Consider the following 17,776-nt stretch of genomic DNA (forward strand, 5'->3'; position numbering starts at 1 on the left):
AGCGCATGCGTTGGCCGGCAAGGGTCGTCGGTCATGGTCGCGACGTGTCAACGCCCGTCACGCCAGGCCGTTAGACTGGGTCGAACTCCACGCGTCCGGGATCTCCATGCCGCACCGACCACGCGCCGGCGTCCGCCTGGTGTGCCTTCTGTTGTCCTCGCTCGCGCTCGCCGGTTGCGGCAAGGCCCCGGCGCCGGCCGCAGCGAGTGCCGCGATTCCGGTGACGCTGCAGACGGTGCAGCCCCGTGAGTGGAACGACAGCCTGGCCGCGCTGGGCACGGTCAAGGCCCGCGAGTCGGTGACGCTGACCGCCAAGGTCAGCGAGATCGTGGAGCGCGTGCATTTCGAGAGTGGCCAGGAAGTGGCGGCCGGCGCGCCGCTGGTGACGCTGCGCGGGCAGGGCCAGCAGGCGGCGTTGCGCGAGGCGGAGGCCACCTACACCGAGGCCGAGCAACTGTATCGGCGGCAGAGCGAACTGGTCGGGCGGCAACTGGTGTCGCGCGCGCAACTGGACACGCAACGCGCACTGCGCGATGCCGCGCAGGCGCGGGTGCTGCAGATGCGCGCGGAGATCGGCGACCGCAGCGTGCGCGCGCCGTTCGCCGGCGTGCTCGGCCTGCGCCAGGTCAGCCCCGGCGCGCTGCTGACGCCCGACGCGACCATCGCCACGCTCGACGACGTGGCCCAGGTCTACGTGGATTTCCAGGTGCCGGAGGCGGCGCTGTCGACGGTGAAGGCGGGCGATGCCGTCGGCGGCCGCAGCGTGGCGTATCCGGGCCGCGCCTTCGACGGCAAGGTCACCACCGTGGATGCGCGCGTGGACAGCGCCACCCGCGCGGTCACCGTGCGCGCGGCTTTCGACAATGCCGACCGCGCGCTGCGCCCGGGCATGCTGATGGACGTGCGCCTGTATCGGCCCGCCCGGCAGGCGCTGGTGATCCCGGAGATCGCGGTGGTGCAGGTGGGGCGCGACGCTTTCGTCTATCGCGTCGGCGCCGACGCCACCGTGGCCCGCGCCGACGTGCGCACCGGCGCGCGTCGCGACGGCCTGGTCGAGATCGTGGAGGGCCTGCAGCCCGGCCAGCGCATCGTGGTCGAGGGCACCGGCAAGCTGCGTCCGGGCGTGACCGTGGTCGATGCCGCCGCCGGCATGAACGGCGGCGGCGCGCGCAGCGGCAGCGCCGCGGCGGACCTGGCGCGATGAAGCTGTCCGACGTCTCCATCACCCGGCCGGTGTTCGCCGCGGTGATGAGCCTGTTGCTGGTGGTGCTGGGGGTGATGGCGTACAGCCGGCTGACCCTGCGCGAGCTGCCGGCGATCGATCCGCCGATCGTGTCGGTGGAGGTGCGCTACCCCGGCGCCTCGGCGGCGGTGGTGGAGAGCCGCATCACCCAGGTGCTGGAGGACGCGCTGGCCGGCATCGAAGGCATTGAGACGATCCAGGCGCGCAGTTCCAACGGCGTGGCCGACATCAGCATCGAGCTCCGCGCCACCCGCGACATTGAGGCCGCCGCCAACGACGTGCGCGATGCGGTCAGCCGCGTGCTCGACCGCCTGCCCGACGAGGCCGACGCGCCGGAGATCGCCAAGGTCGAGGCCGATGCCGACGCCATCCTGTGGCTCAACATGAGCTCCAGCACGATGGATGCGCTGCAGCTGTCCGACTACGCCGAACGCTACGTGGTGGATCGCCTGTCCAGCATCGACGGCGTGGCCCAGGTGCGCCTGGGCGGGCGCCAGCGCTATGCGATGCGGATCTGGCTGGACCGCGACCAGTTGGCCGCGCGGGATCTCACCGTGGCCGACGTGGAGAACGCGTTGGCTCGCGAGAACGTCGAACTGCCGGCCGGCCGCCTGGAGTCGGCCGACCGCGACTTCACCCTGCGCGTGGAGCGCAGCTACCGCGCGCCGGCGGATTTCGCCACGATCCCGCTCGGCAAGGGCCGCGACGGCTACGTGGTGCGGCTGGGCGACGTGGCCAAGGTGGAACTGGCCTCGGCCGAGCGCCGCGCCTACTTCCGCAGCAACGGCGTGCCCAACGTCGGCCTGGGCATCGTCAAGACCTCCACCGCCAACAGCCTGGATGTGGCCCGCGCCGCGCGCGCGGCCGCGCAGCAGATCCAGCAGACCCTGCCCAAGGGCACGCAGATCTTCGTCGCCTTCGATTCCACCGTGTTCATCGATGCCTCGGTGGAACGCGTCTACCACACCCTGATCGAGGCGGTGTTGCTGGTGCTGGTGGTGATCTGGCTGTTCCTGGGCAGCGTGCGCGCGGCGCTGATCCCGGCGGTGACGGTGCCGGTGTGCCTGGTGGCCGCGTTCATCGCGCTGTATGCGTTCGGCTTCTCGATCAACCTGCTGACCCTGCTCGCCCTGGTGCTGTGCATCGGCCTGGTGGTGGACGATGCGATCGTGGTGGTGGAGAACATCCAGCGTCGCGTCGACCTGGGCGAACCGGCGCTGGTGGCGGCGCGGCGCGGCACCGCGCAGGTCGCCTTCGCGGTGATCGCCACCACCGCGGTGCTGGTGGCGGTGTTCCTGCCGGTCGGTTTCCTCGAAGGCAACACCGGGCGCCTGTTCCGCGAATTGGCGGTGGCGCTGGCCGCGGCGGTGGCGATTTCCGCCTTCGTCGCGCTGACCCTGACCCCGATGATGTCGTCCAAGCTGCTCAAGGCGCACGCGCGCGAGCAGCCCAACCGCGTGCATGGCTGGGTCGAGGCGCGGCTGCAGGGGCTGAGCGCGCGCTACCGGCGCGTGCTCGAGCGCCACGTCGGCCGCGCCTGGGTGTTCGGCGCGCTGCTGCTGGCGGCGCTGGCGGCCAGCGCGCTGCTGGCGCGGGTGATTCCCTCGGAGCTGGCGCCGGCCGAGGACCGCGGCTCGTTCCAGGTGATGATCGATGCGCCGGAAGGCGCCGGCTTCGACTACACGGTGGGGCAGATGCACCAGGTCGAGACCATCCTCGACCGCCACCGCGGCGACGGCCAGCCGATCGCACGCGCCAATCCGCGCGTGCCCGGCAGTTTCGGCGCCAGCGAGGAGATGCACACCGGTCGGGTCAGCGTGTTCCTGCGCGACTGGAGCGAGCGCGACGTGGCCACCGCCGACGTCGCCGCGACGCTGCAGGAGGAACTGCGCGCCTTGCCCGGCGTGCGTGCGCGCACCCAGGTCGGCGGCGGCCTGGTCAACAGCCGCGGGCAACCGTTCCAGATCGTGCTCGGCGGCCCCGACTACGCCGAGATCGCGCAGTGGCGCGACCGCCTGCTCGCGCGCATCGCCGACAACCCCGGGCTGGTCGGGGCGGACTCGGACTACAAGGAAACCCGGCCGCAGATGCGCGTGGAGATCGACCGTCAGCGGGCAGCCGACCTCGGCGTGCCGGTGACCGAGATCGGCCGCGCGCTGGAGACGCTGATGGGCGCGCGCCAGGTCACCACCTTCGTCGACAACGGCGAGGAGTACGACGTGATGCTGCAGGCCAGTCGCGACGGCCGCGCCGATCCGGCCGACCTGGCGGCGATCCGGGTACGCGCCGACAGCGGCCAGCTGATCCCGCTGTCCAACCTGGTGACCCTGCGCGAAGTCGCCGAGCCGGGCAACCTGCACCGCTTCAATCGCCTGCGTGCCATCACCATCAACGCCGGCCTGGCCCCGGGCTATCCGCTCGGCGAGGCGATCGCCTGGGCGCAGCAGGTGGCGCGCGAGGAACTGCCCGATTACGCGCAGCTCGACTGGAAGGGCGAATCGCGCGAGTACCAGAAGGCCGGCGGCGCGGTGCTGCTGACCTTCGCCCTGGCCTTGCTGATCGTGTACCTGGTGCTGGCGGCGCAGTTCGAGAGCTTCATCCACCCGCTGGTGATCATGCTGACCGTACCGCTGGGCGTGCTCGGCGCGCTGATCGGCCTGGCGATCAGCGGCGGTACGCTCAACCTGTTCAGTCAGATCGGCATCGTGATGCTGGTCGGGCTGGCGGCCAAGAACGGCATCCTGATCGTGGAGTTCGCCAACCAGTTGCGCGATGCCGGGCGCAGCGTGCGCGACGCGATTGTAGAGGCCTCGGCGGTGCGCCTGCGGCCGATCCTGATGACCTCGCTGGCCACCGTGGTCGGCGCGATCCCGCTGGTGGTCGCCGGCGGCCCCGGATCGGCCAGCCGCGCCACCATCGGTATCGTGGTGATCTTCGGCGTATCGGTGTCCACGCTGCTGTCGCTGTTCGTGGTGCCGGCGTTCTATGCCCTGCTGGCGCCGTACACGCGCTCGCCGGACGCGGTGCAGCAGCGCCTGCAGCAACTGGAAGCGCAGACGCCGTCGGTCGGCGGCCACGCCTGAGCCGGGCCGCTCAGGCAGCCGCGCTCAGGCCGGATCGACGCGCGACGGCGCCAGCGGCTGCGGCGCGCAGCGCGGCTGCTGCAGCAGGTGTACGAACTGCGCGGCGATCACCGCGCCACCGAAATGGCGCTGCACGAAGTCGCGCCCGGCCTGGCCCATGCGCTGGCGCCGTTCGCCGTCGCACAGGCGCAGGATCGCATCGCGCCAGCCGTCCACGTCGCCGGGCGTGAGCAGTTCGCCGCTGACCCCGGGGTCCAGCGTCTCCGCGGTGCCGCCGACGTGGCTGGCCAGCACCGGCACGCCGCTGGCCTGCGCCTCCACCGAGACCCGGCCGAAGGTTTCCGGCGCCAGCGACGGGAACGCCAGCATCGACATCGCGTTGTAGTAGGGCGTGGTGTCGTTGACCCAGCCGACGAAACGGTGGCGCTGGCCGTGCGGCTGGGCCGCGGCCTGCGCCTGCAACTGCGCCGCGTCCGGGCCGTCGCCCAGCCACAGGCAGTGCAGCCGCGGCTCCTCCGCCATCGCCGCCCCAGCGGCTTCCAGCAGCGGGAAGATGCCCTTGCCGGCATGCATGCGCCCGCTGTAGCCGAGCACGATCGCATCCTCGGGCAGGCCCTGCGCGGCGCGGATGGCGCGGCCGCGCTCCGGATCCGGGCGCAGCCGTTCCATGGTCACCGGGTTGTACAGCACCTGCACCAGCGCCTCCGGCACGCCGCGCTCCAGGTAGGCCTGGCGCGCGTAGTGCGACACCGCGAAGAAGCGCGCCGCCAGGCGCGGGATCGCATAGCCGGACAGCGCACTCATCGCCGGCGTGCGGTGGCGGAACAGCGTGACCGGGATGCCCAGCACGCGTCCGGCCAGCAGCAGCGGCCAGTATTCCTTGCCGAAGTTGCCGACCAGCCAATCCGGCCGGCTGCGCCGCGCCACGCGCAGCAGCGGCCGGTAGCCGTCCGGGTCCAGCACGTTGCGGAAGTGTCCGACGTGCACGGTGATGCCGCTGCGGCGCAATTCGTCGGCGATCAGGCCGCCCTCGCAGGCGATGACCTCGACCTGATGACCGACGCCGGCCAGCGCCTGCGCCAGCGCCACGAAATGGGTGGCCGCGCCGGTGTTTTCGGGATTGGTGCCGACGAACAGGAATTTCATCCGCGCCGGTCCTCGTAGGCGGTGAAGGCGCGCAGCGCGAACTGCGGCAGCAGGTGATGACGCGCGACCTGGATGCGCGGATAGCGCATCGGGTCCGAGCCGGCCGGGGCGCGGCCGCGGCGGGTGCTGGTGGCGGCGGTGTAGCCGGCCTCGCGCACCACGTCGGCGACGCGGTCGTCGACGTCGCCGTAGGGATAGCAGAACTGCGGCACCGCCTCGCCGAGCAGGTCCTCCAGTTCGCGCTTGCAGCCGCCGATCTCCTCGCGCAGCGCCGCATCGCTGCAGCCGGTCAGGTGCGGGTGCGAGCGGGTATGCGCGCCGATCTCCATGCCGCCGGCGCGCCACTGGCGCAGCTCGGCGAGGTTCATCAGCGGCTTCTCGATGCCCAGCTTCTGCGCATCCCACACGTTGTGGCGGCCGATGCAGCCGCTGACCATGTACACCGTGGCGGTGAAACCCAGCCGCTGCAGCACCGGCAGCGCCGCGTGCAGGTTGTCCAGATAGCCGTCGTCCAGGGTGACCACCGCGACCTTGCCCTGGCGCTCGCCACGCAGATAGGGCATGGCGTCGGACATGGACACGCCGCGGTAGCCCAGCCGCTGCAGCAGGCGCATCTGCCGGGCGAAGCGGCCCGGGCTGACGTACAGGCTGCGGTACACCTGCAGGTGCCGCGGCGCCTCGGCCACGTTGTGGTACATGAAGATCGGAATGCGGGCCGTGGCGGCGGTGTCGGAAGGCATCGGGGAACGGCTCTTTGGACGGAAGGGCGAGGTGCGGCGCGGGAGTCTACCGGGCCTGGCTTTCGCTGGTCTGTCGGGTAAAACCCTCAGCCGTAGACGATCGCGCCGCCGTGCAGGCTGCGGCCGGCGGCTATGCTGCGCTTCCCTTGCCGCAGGAGCCGCCGATGTCCGAGACCGCCGCTGCCGCCCCCTGGCGCGATCTGCAACTGCATCTGGACGGCATAATGCTGCGGCGTTGGCGTACCAGCGACCTGGATGCGCTGGTCCGTCACGCAGACGATGCGCAGGTGGCGCGCTGGGTGAGCCGACGCTTTCCGCATCCGTACACGCGTGCCGACGGCGAGGCCTTCCTGGGCGGGCAGGTGATCGACCTGAAAGCGCCGGTGCTGGCGATCGAGATCGGCGGCGAGGCCTGTGGCGGGATCGGCCTGCATGCAGCGGCGCAGCCGGCGCCGGAGCGGGCCGAGCTCGGCTACTGGCTCGGCCGCGCGCACTGGGGCCAGGGCCGGATGACCCGCATCGTCGCCGCCTACCTGGACTGGGCGGTGCCGGCGTTGCGCCTGCAGCGGATCGAGGCGTTGACGCTACCAGACAACCATGGCTCGGCGCGCGTGCTGCAGAAGAACGGCTTCGTTGAGATCGGCACGCGCCGCGAACTGTCGTTGCGCGATGGACAGCCGCGCGATTTGCGCCTGTTCGCGCGGACCGGGGCGGCGGCCTGAGTCGCGCGTCGCCCGTGCGAGCGACGCGCGCGGGCCACGGCTTCAGTAGGAAATGGTGGCCGAGGTCGCGGTGGTGTCCACCGCGTAGTTGCATTGCACGTCCAGGCCCGAGCTGTCGCTGTACGACACCCACGCCGGCGACGCCACCTTCTGCATGCGGTAGTCGTAGACGCCGATCGCATCGAAGGTGATGCTCCCGTCCGGCGGATACTGGTCGCAGCTGTCCACCGCATAGACTTCCAGCGCGCCGCCCACCACCAGGTGCGTCCGGGAGTTGATGTCGTAGGTGGTGCTGAGCCGCACGCTCTGACCGGTGGTGACGTTGCGCGTGTCCACGTTCCAGTTCGTGCAGGGCAGGCCGTTGTTGCAGGTGGCGTAGGTATCGCCGACGATCCGGTCGCCGGCCCTGGCCGCGATGAAGTCGCTGTGCCACACCATGCCGTCCTGGCAGCAGTTCCAACTGCTCAGGTCCCAGCTGTCGTTGTAGCCGCGGTAGCCGAGCACCGGTTGCAGGATCGTGGGATCGTCGCTCTGCATCCCCGGGAAGAAGTACACCGTCTGCTGCGCGACGTTGGTCGGGTTCTGCGGCACCGTCCAGCTGGCCACGATGCGCCCCATCTTGTTGCCGGTCACGTCGATGGCCGACTGCACCCAGTCGTGGGTGATCGGCGGCGGCACCGCGCCGTGTGCGCGTGCTGCCCGCAGCGCCGCGCCAGCGCGGATCGGCTGGCCGTCCAGGCCACGTCCGTCGGGGTGGACGCGGGTGCCGTTGGGGGTGAAGTTGTCCTGGGTGCAGGCCTGCGCCTGTTCGCGCGCGCCATCGGCATGCTGCAGGGCGCCGTCGGCGAGCACGCGGTCGCTGCGATGGACCTGACGCACGCAGGCCGGCGCGAAGTAGCCGAACGGCGTCTGGATGTAGTCGTCGGGGACGTTGGTGGGCTTGTGCGCGGCAGGCAGGGCGCCGACCCGCGCCAGGCGGGCGTCGGGCGCGGCGGTCTGGGCCAGTGCGCTGGCGCTCAGGCCGAGCAGGGGCAGCATCAGCAGCAGGGCGGCGTGCACGCAGCGGCGTGCGGACGAGGAAAACGGACGGATGTCGGAGTGCATGGGAATCGCCTTGTCGTGAGAATGCGGAGTGCGTTCTCGGGAGCCCGCGGAGCAGGGCGCTGCGCGATGCGGCGGCGCAGGCCATCGCAGGTATCCCGTCTGCGAAGCGAATGGCACGGTGATGGTGGGTCGATGGCGCCTGCATGGTGGCGGAAGGAGCGGCGACAATGGACCCGATGCGCACGCCAGGCTTGTCGGATTTGCGCATGCGCTGCCGCGAATTCCGCACGGTGGAAGGCGGGAGCGAACCACTTCACGGTGCGGCCGGAATGCGGGTTGCGCTTTGCGGTGCATGACGTAGACAAGTCTCGGGGCCGCGCTGCGTCATGCCGGGGCAGCCAGTGGGGCGCGGATGAGCGAAAATCCCCGCAGCGCGCCGTCCCGGGCGCGCGCCCCGTGCGTTTTTCAGGAGAGTCCCATGCGTCATGCCCTTCGTTCCCGCTGTGCCGCGTCGGCGCGGTGCGCCTGCGCCGCGGGCGTGCGCCGATGACCTCGCCCTGGGGCAACCGCCCGCGCGGTGGGAATCCCCCCTCTCCCCCCGGGAGAGGGGCCGGGGGCGAGGGTGCGGCGGCGCCGACCAACCGCAACGAACTGCGCCTCTACGGCCTCAACGCGGTGCGCGCGGTGTACGCGCGGCGGCCGGAGGCGATCCGCAAGCTGTACCTGAGCGAGGCGCGGATCCCGGCATTGCAGCCGCTGCTGAAGTGGTGCGTGGCCAACCGGGTCGGCTACCGCGTGGTGGACGAGGCCGATCTGCACAAGCTCGCCGCCAGCAGCCACCACGAGGGCGTGGTCGCCGACGTGCTGCGCGTCGCGCCGCTGGCCCTGGCCGACTGGCTGCAGGCGCTGGCGCCGGGTCCGGCGCTGGCGCTGTGGCTGGATGGCGTGGGCAATCCGCACAATTTCGGCGCGATCCTGCGCTCGGCGGCGCACTTCGGCGTGGGCGCGATCCTGTTGCCGGAGCAGGCCGCACTGGCGCTGTCCGGTGCCGCCGCGCGCGTGGCCGAGGGCGGCGCAGAGGCGGTGCCGCTGGTGCGGCTGCCGCCCACGATGCAGGCGCAGGCGCAATTGCGCGGCGCGGGCTTCGCCCTCGCGGCGACGCTGGTGGACGGCGGCGACGATCTGTTCGCCAGTGCCTTGCCGCAGCGCCTGGTCTACGTGATGGGCGCCGAGAGCGACGGGATGGACCGCGACTTCGCGCAGGCCTGCGATCTGCGCCTGTCCATCCCCGGCAGCGGCGCGGTGGAAAGCCTCAACGTCGCCGCCGCCACCGCGGTGTTGCTGGGCACCTGGCGCAGCCGGCATCCGCACGGGCGTGCGGCGCGCTGAGCACGGCGTCACGCGCTGAGATGCGGCTGCATTTGGCTACGCAATAGTGTGCGCGCCTGCCGGTTTCGGGTTTGCGAGGGGCCTGCCGGCGGCGTAGCGTGCAGGCGTGCCTCGCCGATGCGATCGCGCCACGCGCGCTGGCGTCGGCGAAACCGCGCAGTCCCCCGCCCGAAAGGGCCATCGTCACTCCTGCGGAGATGTCGCTCATGAAGCTGCTGTTCTCCATCAAGCACCTGCTGTCATCGAAGAAGCCGCTGAAGTCGTACGCCTGGTACATCTGGTACTGAGCGCCGTGTGCGATGCCGCGCGGCATGCCGTGCGGCCGGTGCCCGGCGGATGCACTGCGCCGGGCGTCGTTCCTCCAGGAGACTGGCGATGTCCGCCACCATGGTCGACCGCGATGCGCGCGCCACGGTCTTCGCGCCGCGTCTGCAGGACTTGTTGCGCACGCATGTGGGGCAGGACGCGTTCCGCCTGGATGCCGACACGGTCGGTGTCGCCGGCGCCGCGTTGAGCGACCGCCTGCTCGCGGCCCGGCCCGCCACCGAACACGAACGGCCGACCTTCAAGCCGTTGCACGGCCGCTCGATCGCGCGCAGCGAAGCGGCGAAACTGATGCAGGCGATCGGCCGCGACGTGCGCGAGGCGCTGAAGCGTCCGCCGCCGCCCACGCTCGACCTGTCCGGTCCATGGCCGCACATCGGCCATGTCTATCTGCGCGACCTGCTGCTCGGCGGCGACCCGTGGCGGCTGCGCCTGCTGATGGACCGCACCCTGGAACTGACGCCGCGCCTGACCTGGGCGGTGATCGCCGCCGGCGCGCTCGCACCGCTGGCGCCGGACTCGGAGGCCTCGGCGTTGGCCACGCTGCTGTCCGCGGCCGATGGCTACCGCGCGCGCCGCGATGCGATGGGCCTGTACCGGCGCACCGCCGCGCCGGTGTGCTTCACCATTTCCACGCTGGTCGCCAACGCGCTGTGGCTGGGGTCGCCGTTCGACGCGCGCGTCTGCAACCGCAACATCCTCTACGAAACCCTGCGCCTGCTGCCGCCGTCCTGGAACATCCTGCGCAATGCCTCGCCCGAGTACGGTGCGCTGGATCCGCGTATCGGCGCCGCCGACGACGTGCTGGTGCTGCCCTTGCTCAGCCATCGCGATCCGGCGCTGTGGGAGGAGCCGGAGGCGTTCCGGCCCGAGCGCTGGGACGGCGTGGATCCCGATGCGTTGCCCGGCTACCTGCCGTTCGGCCATGCCTCCGAGCGCTGCTGGGGCCGGCACATGGTCATGCCGCTGGCGGAGCGGCTACTGGACCTGCTGCGCGGTCAGGACCTGGTCGCGGACCCGCAGCAGCGTCGCGCCACTGTGCCGTTGACCGGGCTGCTCGGTGTGGCCCAGGTCGACGTGATCCGGCACACGCGCGCTCGAGGCGTTGCCTGCCGCACGCGGTGACGGCGCTCAGCGCGGTGCGGGTGGCGCGGTGGACCCGCGCGTGACCAGGGTGTAGTCCAGCACCTGATGGGTACCGCGGCTGGGCAGTCCGTCGCGGCGTTGGCGAATTTCGCCGAGCAGCAGCGTCACCGCGGCCCTGCCCATCGCCGCGACCGGCTGGTGGATGGTGGTCAGCTCCGGCCAGATCGTGGTGGCCACCGGCGTGTCGTCGAAACCGGCGATCGACAGATCCTCGGGCACGCGCAGGCGCAGTCCGTGCGCGATCGCCAGCGCTGCCGCGGCCATGTCGTCGTTGCTGCACAGGATCGCGCTGGGACGCGGGGTGACCTGCAGCAACGCGGTGGCCGCGAGCAAGCCGGAGCGGTAGGTGAACAGGCCTTCGGCCACGCGCTCCGGTGCCACCGTCAGCCCGGCCCCCGCCATGGTGTCGAAGAACGCGCGGCTGCGCAGCGCGCTGGGCGTGTGCCCGGGATCGCCGCTGACGAAGCCGATGTCGCGGTGACCCAGGTCGAGCAGATGCCGGGTGAGCGCGCACGCCGCCTGGTAGTCGTCGATGCGCACCGAGCTGACCCCGGGCATCGGTGCGCCGGTGGCGACCGCCACCAGCGGGATGCCGCGCGCATCCAGTTCGGCGATGGTCTGCCGCGCATCGCAAAGCGGCGGCGGCAGGATCAGGCCATCGGCGCCGGCCTCGAGCAGGCGTTCGGTGGCGGCGCGCTGGCTGGCGCTGTCGTCGCTCTTTTCCACCAGCACCTGGCAGCCTTCCAGGCTGCTCTGCTCGAGCATGCCGAGCATGAACTGGTTGAGGTAGGCCGCGCTGGGATTGCTGTACAGCACGCCGATGCGCGCCAGTCCTGCGGTGCGCAGCGAGCGGCCGGCGAGGTTGGGGCGGTAGCCGAGCGCCTTGATCGACGCTTCGACGCGCTCGCGCATGGTAGCGCTCACGCGCGGGTGGCGATTGATCACGCGCGAAGCAGTCATCGGCGACACGCCCGCATGGCGGGCTACATCCAGCAACGTCACCGCTGAGCCCGCGCGACGTTGCCGTATGCCCATCAAAGGTCCTGGCGCTGCTGCGGAGGGGAAGCCCCTGCGCGCGTCCTGCGCAGGTCCGGTTTACTTTACTCCCTGGGCGGTTCCACTGTCTTGGCCTGGCTGCCGAAACCGCCGTCGGCCTGCGCCGCCAGATATGCGAACACCGCATACGCGGCGACGTTCTGCGCCAGCGCCTTCGGGTCGATCTTGTCCAGGGTGTCGTCGGCGGTGTGATGCAGATCGAAGTAATCGCTGCCGTCCTGCGCCAGCCAGGCCCAGGCGCCGCCCTTGGCGGCGAGCGGCCCGACGTCCGGGCCGGGGCCGCCGGCGTCCGGCGCATAGGCGATGCCGAGCGGTGCCAGCGCCTCGGCGATCTGCCGGGTCGCCGCGCGCGAGCCGGCGGCATCGCCGGAGCCGGTGTTGAAGGCATAGATGCGGCCGGCGCCGAAGTCGCTCTCGGCGGCGATCTGGTGCCGCGCCACGTCCTTGGCATGCGCCTGCGCATAGGCCTTGCCGCCGTACAGACCCTGCTCCTCGTTGGCGAAGGCGACCACGCGGATGCTGCGCTTGGGCGCCTGCTTGAGCTGGCCGATCAGATGCCCGGCAGCCATGCTGATCGCCACGCCGGCGCCGTCGTCGATCGCGCCGGTGCCCAGGTCCCAGGAATCCAGGTGCCCGCCGATCAGCACCACCTCGTTGGGCAGCGTGCGCCCGGTGATCTGCCCGATCACGTTGTAGGAAGTCGCGGTGCCGTCCCAGCCGCAGTCCAGCGCCAGGCGCAGGCGCACCGGGCCGCGCGCGAGCAGGCGCGCCAGCTGGTCGGCATCGGGCACCGACAGCGCCGCCGCCGGCACCGGCGTCAGTCCTTCGTCGAAGCGGGTGATGCCGGTATGCGGCACGCGGTGCGAATCGGTGCCGGCCGAGCGCATCACGAAACCGATCGCGCCCTTGCGGATCGCTTCTGACGGCCCCTTGCTGCGCACCGCGCCGCCGTTGCCGTAGTCCTTGCCATCGCGGGTGCGCAGCATCTGGTAATCGACGAAGGCGATCTTGCCGCGCAGCGCATCGGCCGGCGCCGCCTGCAACGCAGCCAGGTCGGCGAAGCGCACCACCTCGGCCTCGACCGTGCCGCCGGGGCTGCCGCCCAGCGCGGTGACGGTGAGCGGTTGCGCATGCGAGCCGAGCACCTGCGCGTGTTCGCTGCGCCGCTCCCATTTCGGGAACGTCACCGGCTCGGTCCACACCTTGTCGAAGCCGAGTGCCTTGAATTTCGCCGTGGCCCAGGCCACCGCGCGTGCGTCGGCCTCGCTGCCCGCCATCCGCGGGCCGATCTCGGTGGTCAGCGACTCGACCACCTTCCAGCCGGTGTCGTCGGCCAGTGCCCGCTCGCGCAGCGTGGTGGCAGTGGACAGTGCCGCTTCCGGAATGCGGGTGGTTTCCGCCGCGGCGGTGGACGCGGTGGCGAGGAGGGCGGCGATGACGACGGCAAGACGCATGGGCAATTCCGCGAGCAGGGCAGGCCACGAGCTTAGCAGCGCATTGCCTGCCTGCGGTCGCGCAACGGGGTGCGCTTGAACTCAATCACGCAGTGGAAGGAGGATAAATCGTTTGCGGATCCACCTTGTCGTCAAGACGCACCAAGTCGTTTTCCTGAATCATCCATGTTTTGCCATCGACGTAGATCGCGCACCAGATGGATGCGCTGGTTTCCGAGAAACCGATGACTACCCCTTCGCGGGAATCCAGTTCCGACAGATTCGGATCCTTGGAAAGAATTTTTACGCGTTCGAAGTATTCCATACAGTCGACCGACTACTTGGGCGCGCCATCCTGCTTCAACGCATCGCGGATCTCGCGCAGCAGCAGCACTTCCTCGGTCGGGGCCTTCGGCGCCGGCGGTTCCTTGCGGGCGATGCGGTTGATCGCCTTGACCAGCATGAAGATGGCGAAGGCCACGATCACGAACTGGATGATGGTGTTGAGGAAATCGCCGATGCCGATCACCACGGCCGGTACCGGCTTGCCGGCGGCGTCCACCGTCGCCGCCTTCAGCGTCCATGCCCAGCGCGAAAAATCCACGCCGCCGACGAGCAGCCCGATCGGCGGCATGATGATCTTCTCGACCAGCGCGGTGACGATCTTGCCGAACGCGGCGCCGAGCACCACGCCGACCGCCAGGTCCAGCACGTTGCCGCGCATGGCGAATTCCTTGAATTCGCGGATCATGCTCATCGGGACTCCTCTCTTGTCAGTGCGGGCCTGTCGCCGCGGCGCTAGCCTAGCGCAGTCGCCGTGGTGGTCGAATCACAGGCGCGCGTATGTCGCGCGACAGGCGCGTCCTCAGCCGACGATGCGGCCGTGCCGCTCGGCCACGTTCTCCAGGCGCGCGCTGAAGCGATCGCCCGGGCGCAGCGCGGCCACGCCGGCCGGCGTGCCCATGAACACCAGATCGCCGGCGCGCAACGCGAACAGCTTGGACAGCTCGTGCAGGATCTCCGGCACGTTCCAGATCATCTGCTCCAGCAGCGACTGCTGGCGCACCTCGCCGTTGACTTCCAGCGAGAGGTTCAAGGCCTCCAGCGCCCCGACCTCGCCGGCCGGGATCAGCTCGCTGATCGGCGCGGAGGCGTCGAAGCCCTTGGCGATGTCCCACGGCAGGCCCTTGGCCTTGGCCGCGGCCTGCAGGTCGCGACGGGTCAGGTCCAGGCCCACGCCGTAGGCCAGGATCAGGGCCTCGGCGCCGTCCACCGGCAGCACGCCGGCGGGCGCGTCCTGGCCCAATGCCACCACCAGTTCCACCTCGTGGTGCAGGTCCTGGGTCGCGGACGGGTAGGGGACGGCCTCGTCGCCGATCACCAGCGCATCGGCCGGTTTCATGAAGAAGGTCGGCTGGCCGCGCTCGGCCTTCGAGGTCGGCGCACTGGCGCCCATCTCACGCGCGTGGTCGGCGAAGTTGCGGCCCACGCAGTAGATGCGATGCACCGGAAACAGGCCCTGCCCACGCACGGGAACGCGCGGAGCCTCGGCAGCGGCGAACAGATCTTTCATGAGCATGCATCCAACGAGAGGGGATGCAGCAGTTTAGCGGGTCGGGTTCAACCCGATTCCAACAGGGAAGCGGATGTCGCTCTCGCGATTCCCCAATCCCGATTCCCCATTCCCAGCTCTAAAGCGGCAAGGCCGGCTTGCGCACCACCCGATACTCGCCATCGACCACATGGCGGCGCGCGGTGGCCGGGCGCTTGCCGCGCTGGCTCAGCAGCTTCATCGCGATGCCACCCAGGATCATCGCCGCGCCCACGAACACGCTGACGAACACCAGCCCGGCCAGGATCGCCAGGCCGAGCAGGCCCACGGCCAGCTTGACCAGCGGATGGCGCGGCTTGCGCGGCGCGAAGACGTGCCGGAATTGGTCGAAATTGAAGAGGCGAGCACGCATGGCAGAACTCTGTTTCAGTTTGAACCGAAGGGGCGCAGTATCGGCGCTGTTTTATGTGACGGAGTGAAAACTTCGTTAAGCGAAAAATTAACACTTTGCGGTCAGGGGCTTGCATGTGCTCGCCGGGTGAAGGGTGTGCGGCGTCACGTCTGCCGATCGCCCATGCCAGAATGACCACCCCTTGCTGCCCGCGCTGCGTTCCATGACCGAATCATCTGCCGTGCTGGCGCCGCTGCACGCCCTCGTTTCCGGCGAGCTGGCCGAGGCCGAGACGCTGATCGGCGGCGAGCCCGAATCGCTGCTGCTGTACCGGGAGGGCGACACCGTGCGCGCGTGGTTGAACGTGTGTCCGCATGCTGGGCGCCGCCTGGACTGGGCGCCGGGCCAGTTCCTGAAGAGCCGCGAGGGCCACGTGGTATGCGCCGCGCATGGCGCCGCGTTCGAACTGCAGGGCGGCGAGTGCGTGTCCGGCCCCTGCCGCGGCCAGAGCCTGCATGCGGTGCCGGTGGACGTGCGCGACGGGCAGGTGGTGCTGGTTTAGCGCGCAGCGCAGGTGCTTGCGACGAGCCGCGCTACAGCGCGTGCCACCAGCCCATCGACATCAGGTTGACCATCAGCACCACCACCAGGGTGTAGACCAGCGACAGTGGGCCACCGACGCGCCACAGTTCGCGCGGCTGGTAATTGGCCGGGCCGGTGATCATCGAGATCACCGGATTGGACGCGGTCATCAGGTTGTTGGACGCCGACAGCGCCACGATCAGCGCGAACGCGGTGGGATTGCCGCCGGCCGCCAGCGCCAGGTTGACCGCGATCGGCACCATCACGATGGTCGCGCCGACATGGCTGATCACCAGCGAGAACGCGGTGGTCAGCAGGCCCAGGGCGATCTCCAGCGCCCACACCGGCATGCCCTCGGGTAGTCGCGCAATGGTATGCCCGGCGACCCAGGCCGCCGCGCCGCTGCTGTCCATCGCCCAGCCCAGCGGGATCAGCCCGGCCATCAGGAACACGGTCTTCCAGTTGATCGCCGCGTAGGCCTCGTCCATGCGCAGCACGCCGGTCAGCAGCATGCCGGCCACACCGGTCATCAGGGTCAGCGCCACCGGCAGCCTGGAGGTCAGCGCGATCAGGATGGTGAGGGCGAAGATCGTCATCGCGATCTTGAACTTGTGCGGGCGGTGCTCGCCCTTGGGGTAGTCGGTGACCACCACGAAGTCGCGGCTTTCCGAGGCCTGCGCCAGGTCCTGCCAGATGCTGTGGAACACCAGCATGTCGCCGGCGCGCAGCGGCACCTTGCGCACGTCCTCGCGGATCACCTGCTTGTCGCGGTTGATCGCCAGCAGGCTGATCCCGGCCTGCTTGCGCAGCCGCAGTTCTGCCGCGCTCTTGCCGATGAAGCGCGAGGTCGGCGGGATCACCGCCTCGGAGATGCCGGCGCGGCTGGGGTTGAACAGATCGCCGAGATTGCGCAGGCGCGAGGACAGGCGCAGGAACTGGTTCTGCGCGAAATCGGCGACCTGCTGGCGCGCGCCCATCACCCCGAGCACGCTGCCGACCCAGATGCGCATGTCCGCCGGCGGCGCCAGGCGGGTGTCGTTGCCGGTCTTCAGGGCGAGCAGCAGCGGCGCGTTGTGCACGGTCTCGGCCTCGCCCAGGGTCATGCCGACCAGCGGGCTGTCGGCACTGACGATCAGCTCGAACACGTCGCCTTCGATGCCGTAGGTGCGGGCGAAATAGCTCTCGGTGCGCGCCGGGGTGACGCCGTCGTTGATCAGCCGCTCTTCTTCGGCCAGCGCCTTGTCGCCGCGCACGCGGAAGTAGATCAGCGAGGCCGCCAGCAGCGCCACGCCGATCGGCAGCGGCGCGAACATGCGCAGCGGCTCGATGGTGGCCATGCCCGAGGGCAGGTTGTTGTTGGCCGACTGCAGCAGGTCGTTGAGCAGGATCAGCGGCGAGTTGCCGACCATGGTCAGCGCGCCGCCCATCACGATGGCCGCGGCGATCGGCAGCAGCAGCCGCTGCAGGGTCAGCCCGGTGCGTCCGGCCAGGCGCGAGGCCACCGGCAGGTACAGCGCCATCACCGACGGGTTCTGCATGAACGAGGAATTGAGCCCGGCGATGGCGGTGGTCAGCAGCATCAGCCGCTCCTCCACCCCGCGTGCGCGGCGCAGCAGCCACGAGGCCAGCCGGTTCAGCGCGCCGGTGCGCTCCAGCCCGGCGCCGAGGATGGTGGTGGCGATGATGCTCATCACCGCGTTACCGGAGAAGCCGCTGAACAGCTCCTCCGGCGCGATCAGGCCGGTCACCCCGAGCACCACCAGCACCACCAGCGCCACCACGTCGGCACGGATCCGCTCGAACACGAACATCGCCATGGTGAAGCCGACCAGCCCGAGCACGAGCTTCATATCGGTGGTCAGCGTCAGCGCGGTATCCATGCGAGGCCGGGAATGGGGAATCGGGAATGGAGAATGGCAGAAGCG

General features: G+C 70.4%; 17 protein-coding genes. 7 read left to right on the forward strand and 10 right to left on the reverse strand.

All coding sequences use genetic code 11. The features are described 5' to 3' along the window. Positions 1–106 precede the first annotated feature (106 nt). Positions 107–1,204, forward strand: a complete 1,098-nt coding sequence (locus CEK66_RS05245; RefSeq protein WP_152236181.1) for an efflux RND transporter periplasmic adaptor subunit — start codon at positions 107–109, stop codon at positions 1,202–1,204. Continuing rightward, on the forward strand, positions 1,201–4,326 hold the full coding sequence (locus CEK66_RS05250; RefSeq protein WP_152236182.1) for an efflux RND transporter permease subunit: 3,126 nt from the start codon (positions 1,201–1,203) through the stop codon (positions 4,324–4,326). Before CEK66_RS05245 ends, CEK66_RS05250 begins: the two co-directional genes overlap by 4 nt. Positions 4,327–4,350: 24 nt before the next feature. On the opposite strand, the gene CEK66_RS05255 is transcribed toward CEK66_RS05250, so the two are convergent. Both CEK66_RS05255 and CEK66_RS05260 read right to left on the reverse strand, forming a co-directional pair. Beyond that, positions 4,351–5,472, reverse strand: coding sequence for a glycosyltransferase family 4 protein (locus CEK66_RS05255; RefSeq protein WP_148828493.1), 1,122 nt, complete (start codon positions 5,470–5,472; stop codon positions 4,351–4,353). Continuing rightward, positions 5,469–6,212, reverse strand: coding sequence for a polysaccharide deacetylase family protein (locus tag CEK66_RS05260; RefSeq protein WP_010341794.1), 744 nt, complete (start codon positions 6,210–6,212; stop codon positions 5,469–5,471). The genes CEK66_RS05255 and CEK66_RS05260 overlap by 4 nt, the downstream gene beginning before the upstream one ends. Before the next feature lie 164 nt (positions 6,213–6,376). Between CEK66_RS05260 and CEK66_RS05265 the strand changes: the two genes are divergently transcribed. Further along, positions 6,377–6,934 (forward strand): GNAT family protein, encoded by a 558-nt coding sequence (locus CEK66_RS05265; RefSeq protein ID WP_193312577.1) that lies wholly within the window; start codon positions 6,377–6,379, stop codon positions 6,932–6,934. Positions 6,935–6,976: 42 nt separating this feature from the next. On the opposite strand, the gene CEK66_RS05270 is transcribed toward CEK66_RS05265, so the two are convergent. After that, the gene (locus CEK66_RS05270; protein WP_043094990.1) at positions 6,977–8,038 is read right to left on the reverse strand and encodes a hypothetical protein; all 1,062 of its coding nucleotides are present in this window, start codon (positions 8,036–8,038) and stop codon (positions 6,977–6,979) included. A 486-nt stretch (positions 8,039–8,524) separates the two neighbouring features. Between CEK66_RS05270 and CEK66_RS05275 the strand changes: the two genes are divergently transcribed. From CEK66_RS05275 to CEK66_RS20770, 3 genes are all read left to right on the forward strand, one after another. Then, positions 8,525–9,367, forward strand: coding sequence for a TrmH family RNA methyltransferase (locus tag CEK66_RS05275; protein WP_152236184.1), 843 nt, complete (start codon positions 8,525–8,527; stop codon positions 9,365–9,367). A gap of 197 nt (positions 9,368–9,564) precedes the next feature. Beyond that, on the forward strand, positions 9,565–9,654 hold the full coding sequence (locus CEK66_RS20560) for a tryptorubin family RiPP precursor (protein WP_017911958.1): 90 nt from the start codon (positions 9,565–9,567) through the stop codon (positions 9,652–9,654). Between the two features lie 88 nt (positions 9,655–9,742). Further along, the gene (locus CEK66_RS20770) at positions 9,743–10,816 is read left to right on the forward strand and encodes a cytochrome P450 (protein ID WP_152236185.1); all 1,074 of its coding nucleotides are present in this window, start codon (positions 9,743–9,745) and stop codon (positions 10,814–10,816) included. 6 nt (positions 10,817–10,822) lie between these two features. Here CEK66_RS20770 and CEK66_RS05285 read toward each other — a convergent pair whose 3' ends face one another. From CEK66_RS05285 to CEK66_RS05310, 6 genes are all read right to left on the reverse strand, one after another. Beyond that, entirely contained in the window at positions 10,823–11,875 is a 1,053-nt protein-coding gene (locus tag CEK66_RS05285) for a LacI family DNA-binding transcriptional regulator (protein WP_152236186.1), read from the reverse strand. Positions 11,876–11,937: 62 nt separating this feature from the next. Next, positions 11,938–13,347 carry a M28 family peptidase gene (locus CEK66_RS05290; protein WP_152236187.1) on the reverse strand — a complete coding sequence of 470 codons (1,410 nt, stop codon included), beginning with the start codon at positions 13,345–13,347 and terminating at the stop codon, positions 11,938–11,940. An 85-nt stretch (positions 13,348–13,432) separates the two neighbouring features. Further along, a complete protein-coding gene (locus CEK66_RS05295) occupies positions 13,433–13,651 on the reverse strand; it encodes a hypothetical protein (RefSeq protein WP_152236188.1) in 219 nt (72 codons plus the stop codon). A 12-nt stretch (positions 13,652–13,663) separates the two neighbouring features. Beyond that, entirely contained in the window at positions 13,664–14,083 is a 420-nt protein-coding gene (gene mscL, locus CEK66_RS05300; protein WP_152236189.1) for a large-conductance mechanosensitive channel protein MscL, read from the reverse strand. Between the two features lie 108 nt (positions 14,084–14,191). Next, the gene (locus tag CEK66_RS05305) at positions 14,192–14,899 is read right to left on the reverse strand and encodes a fumarylacetoacetate hydrolase family protein (protein ID WP_152236190.1); all 708 of its coding nucleotides are present in this window, start codon (positions 14,897–14,899) and stop codon (positions 14,192–14,194) included. Between the two features lie 118 nt (positions 14,900–15,017). Next, positions 15,018–15,290, reverse strand: coding sequence for a hypothetical protein (locus CEK66_RS05310; protein WP_017910413.1), 273 nt, complete (start codon positions 15,288–15,290; stop codon positions 15,018–15,020). A 202-nt stretch (positions 15,291–15,492) separates the two neighbouring features. Between CEK66_RS05310 and CEK66_RS05315 the strand changes: the two genes are divergently transcribed. Then, positions 15,493–15,831, forward strand: coding sequence for a Rieske (2Fe-2S) protein (locus CEK66_RS05315; protein WP_152236191.1), 339 nt, complete (start codon positions 15,493–15,495; stop codon positions 15,829–15,831). A 31-nt stretch (positions 15,832–15,862) separates the two neighbouring features. Here CEK66_RS05315 and CEK66_RS05320 read toward each other — a convergent pair whose 3' ends face one another. Continuing rightward, on the reverse strand, positions 15,863–17,731 hold the full coding sequence (locus tag CEK66_RS05320) for an SLC13 family permease (RefSeq protein ID WP_010341810.1): 1,869 nt from the start codon (positions 17,729–17,731) through the stop codon (positions 15,863–15,865). Positions 17,732–17,776: the final 45 nt, after the last annotated feature.

Origin of the sequence: Xanthomonas sp. LMG 12460 (assembly GCF_009192895.1) — a bacterium.
GTDB lineage: Bacteria > Pseudomonadota > Gammaproteobacteria > Xanthomonadales > Xanthomonadaceae > Xanthomonas_A > Xanthomonas_A sontii.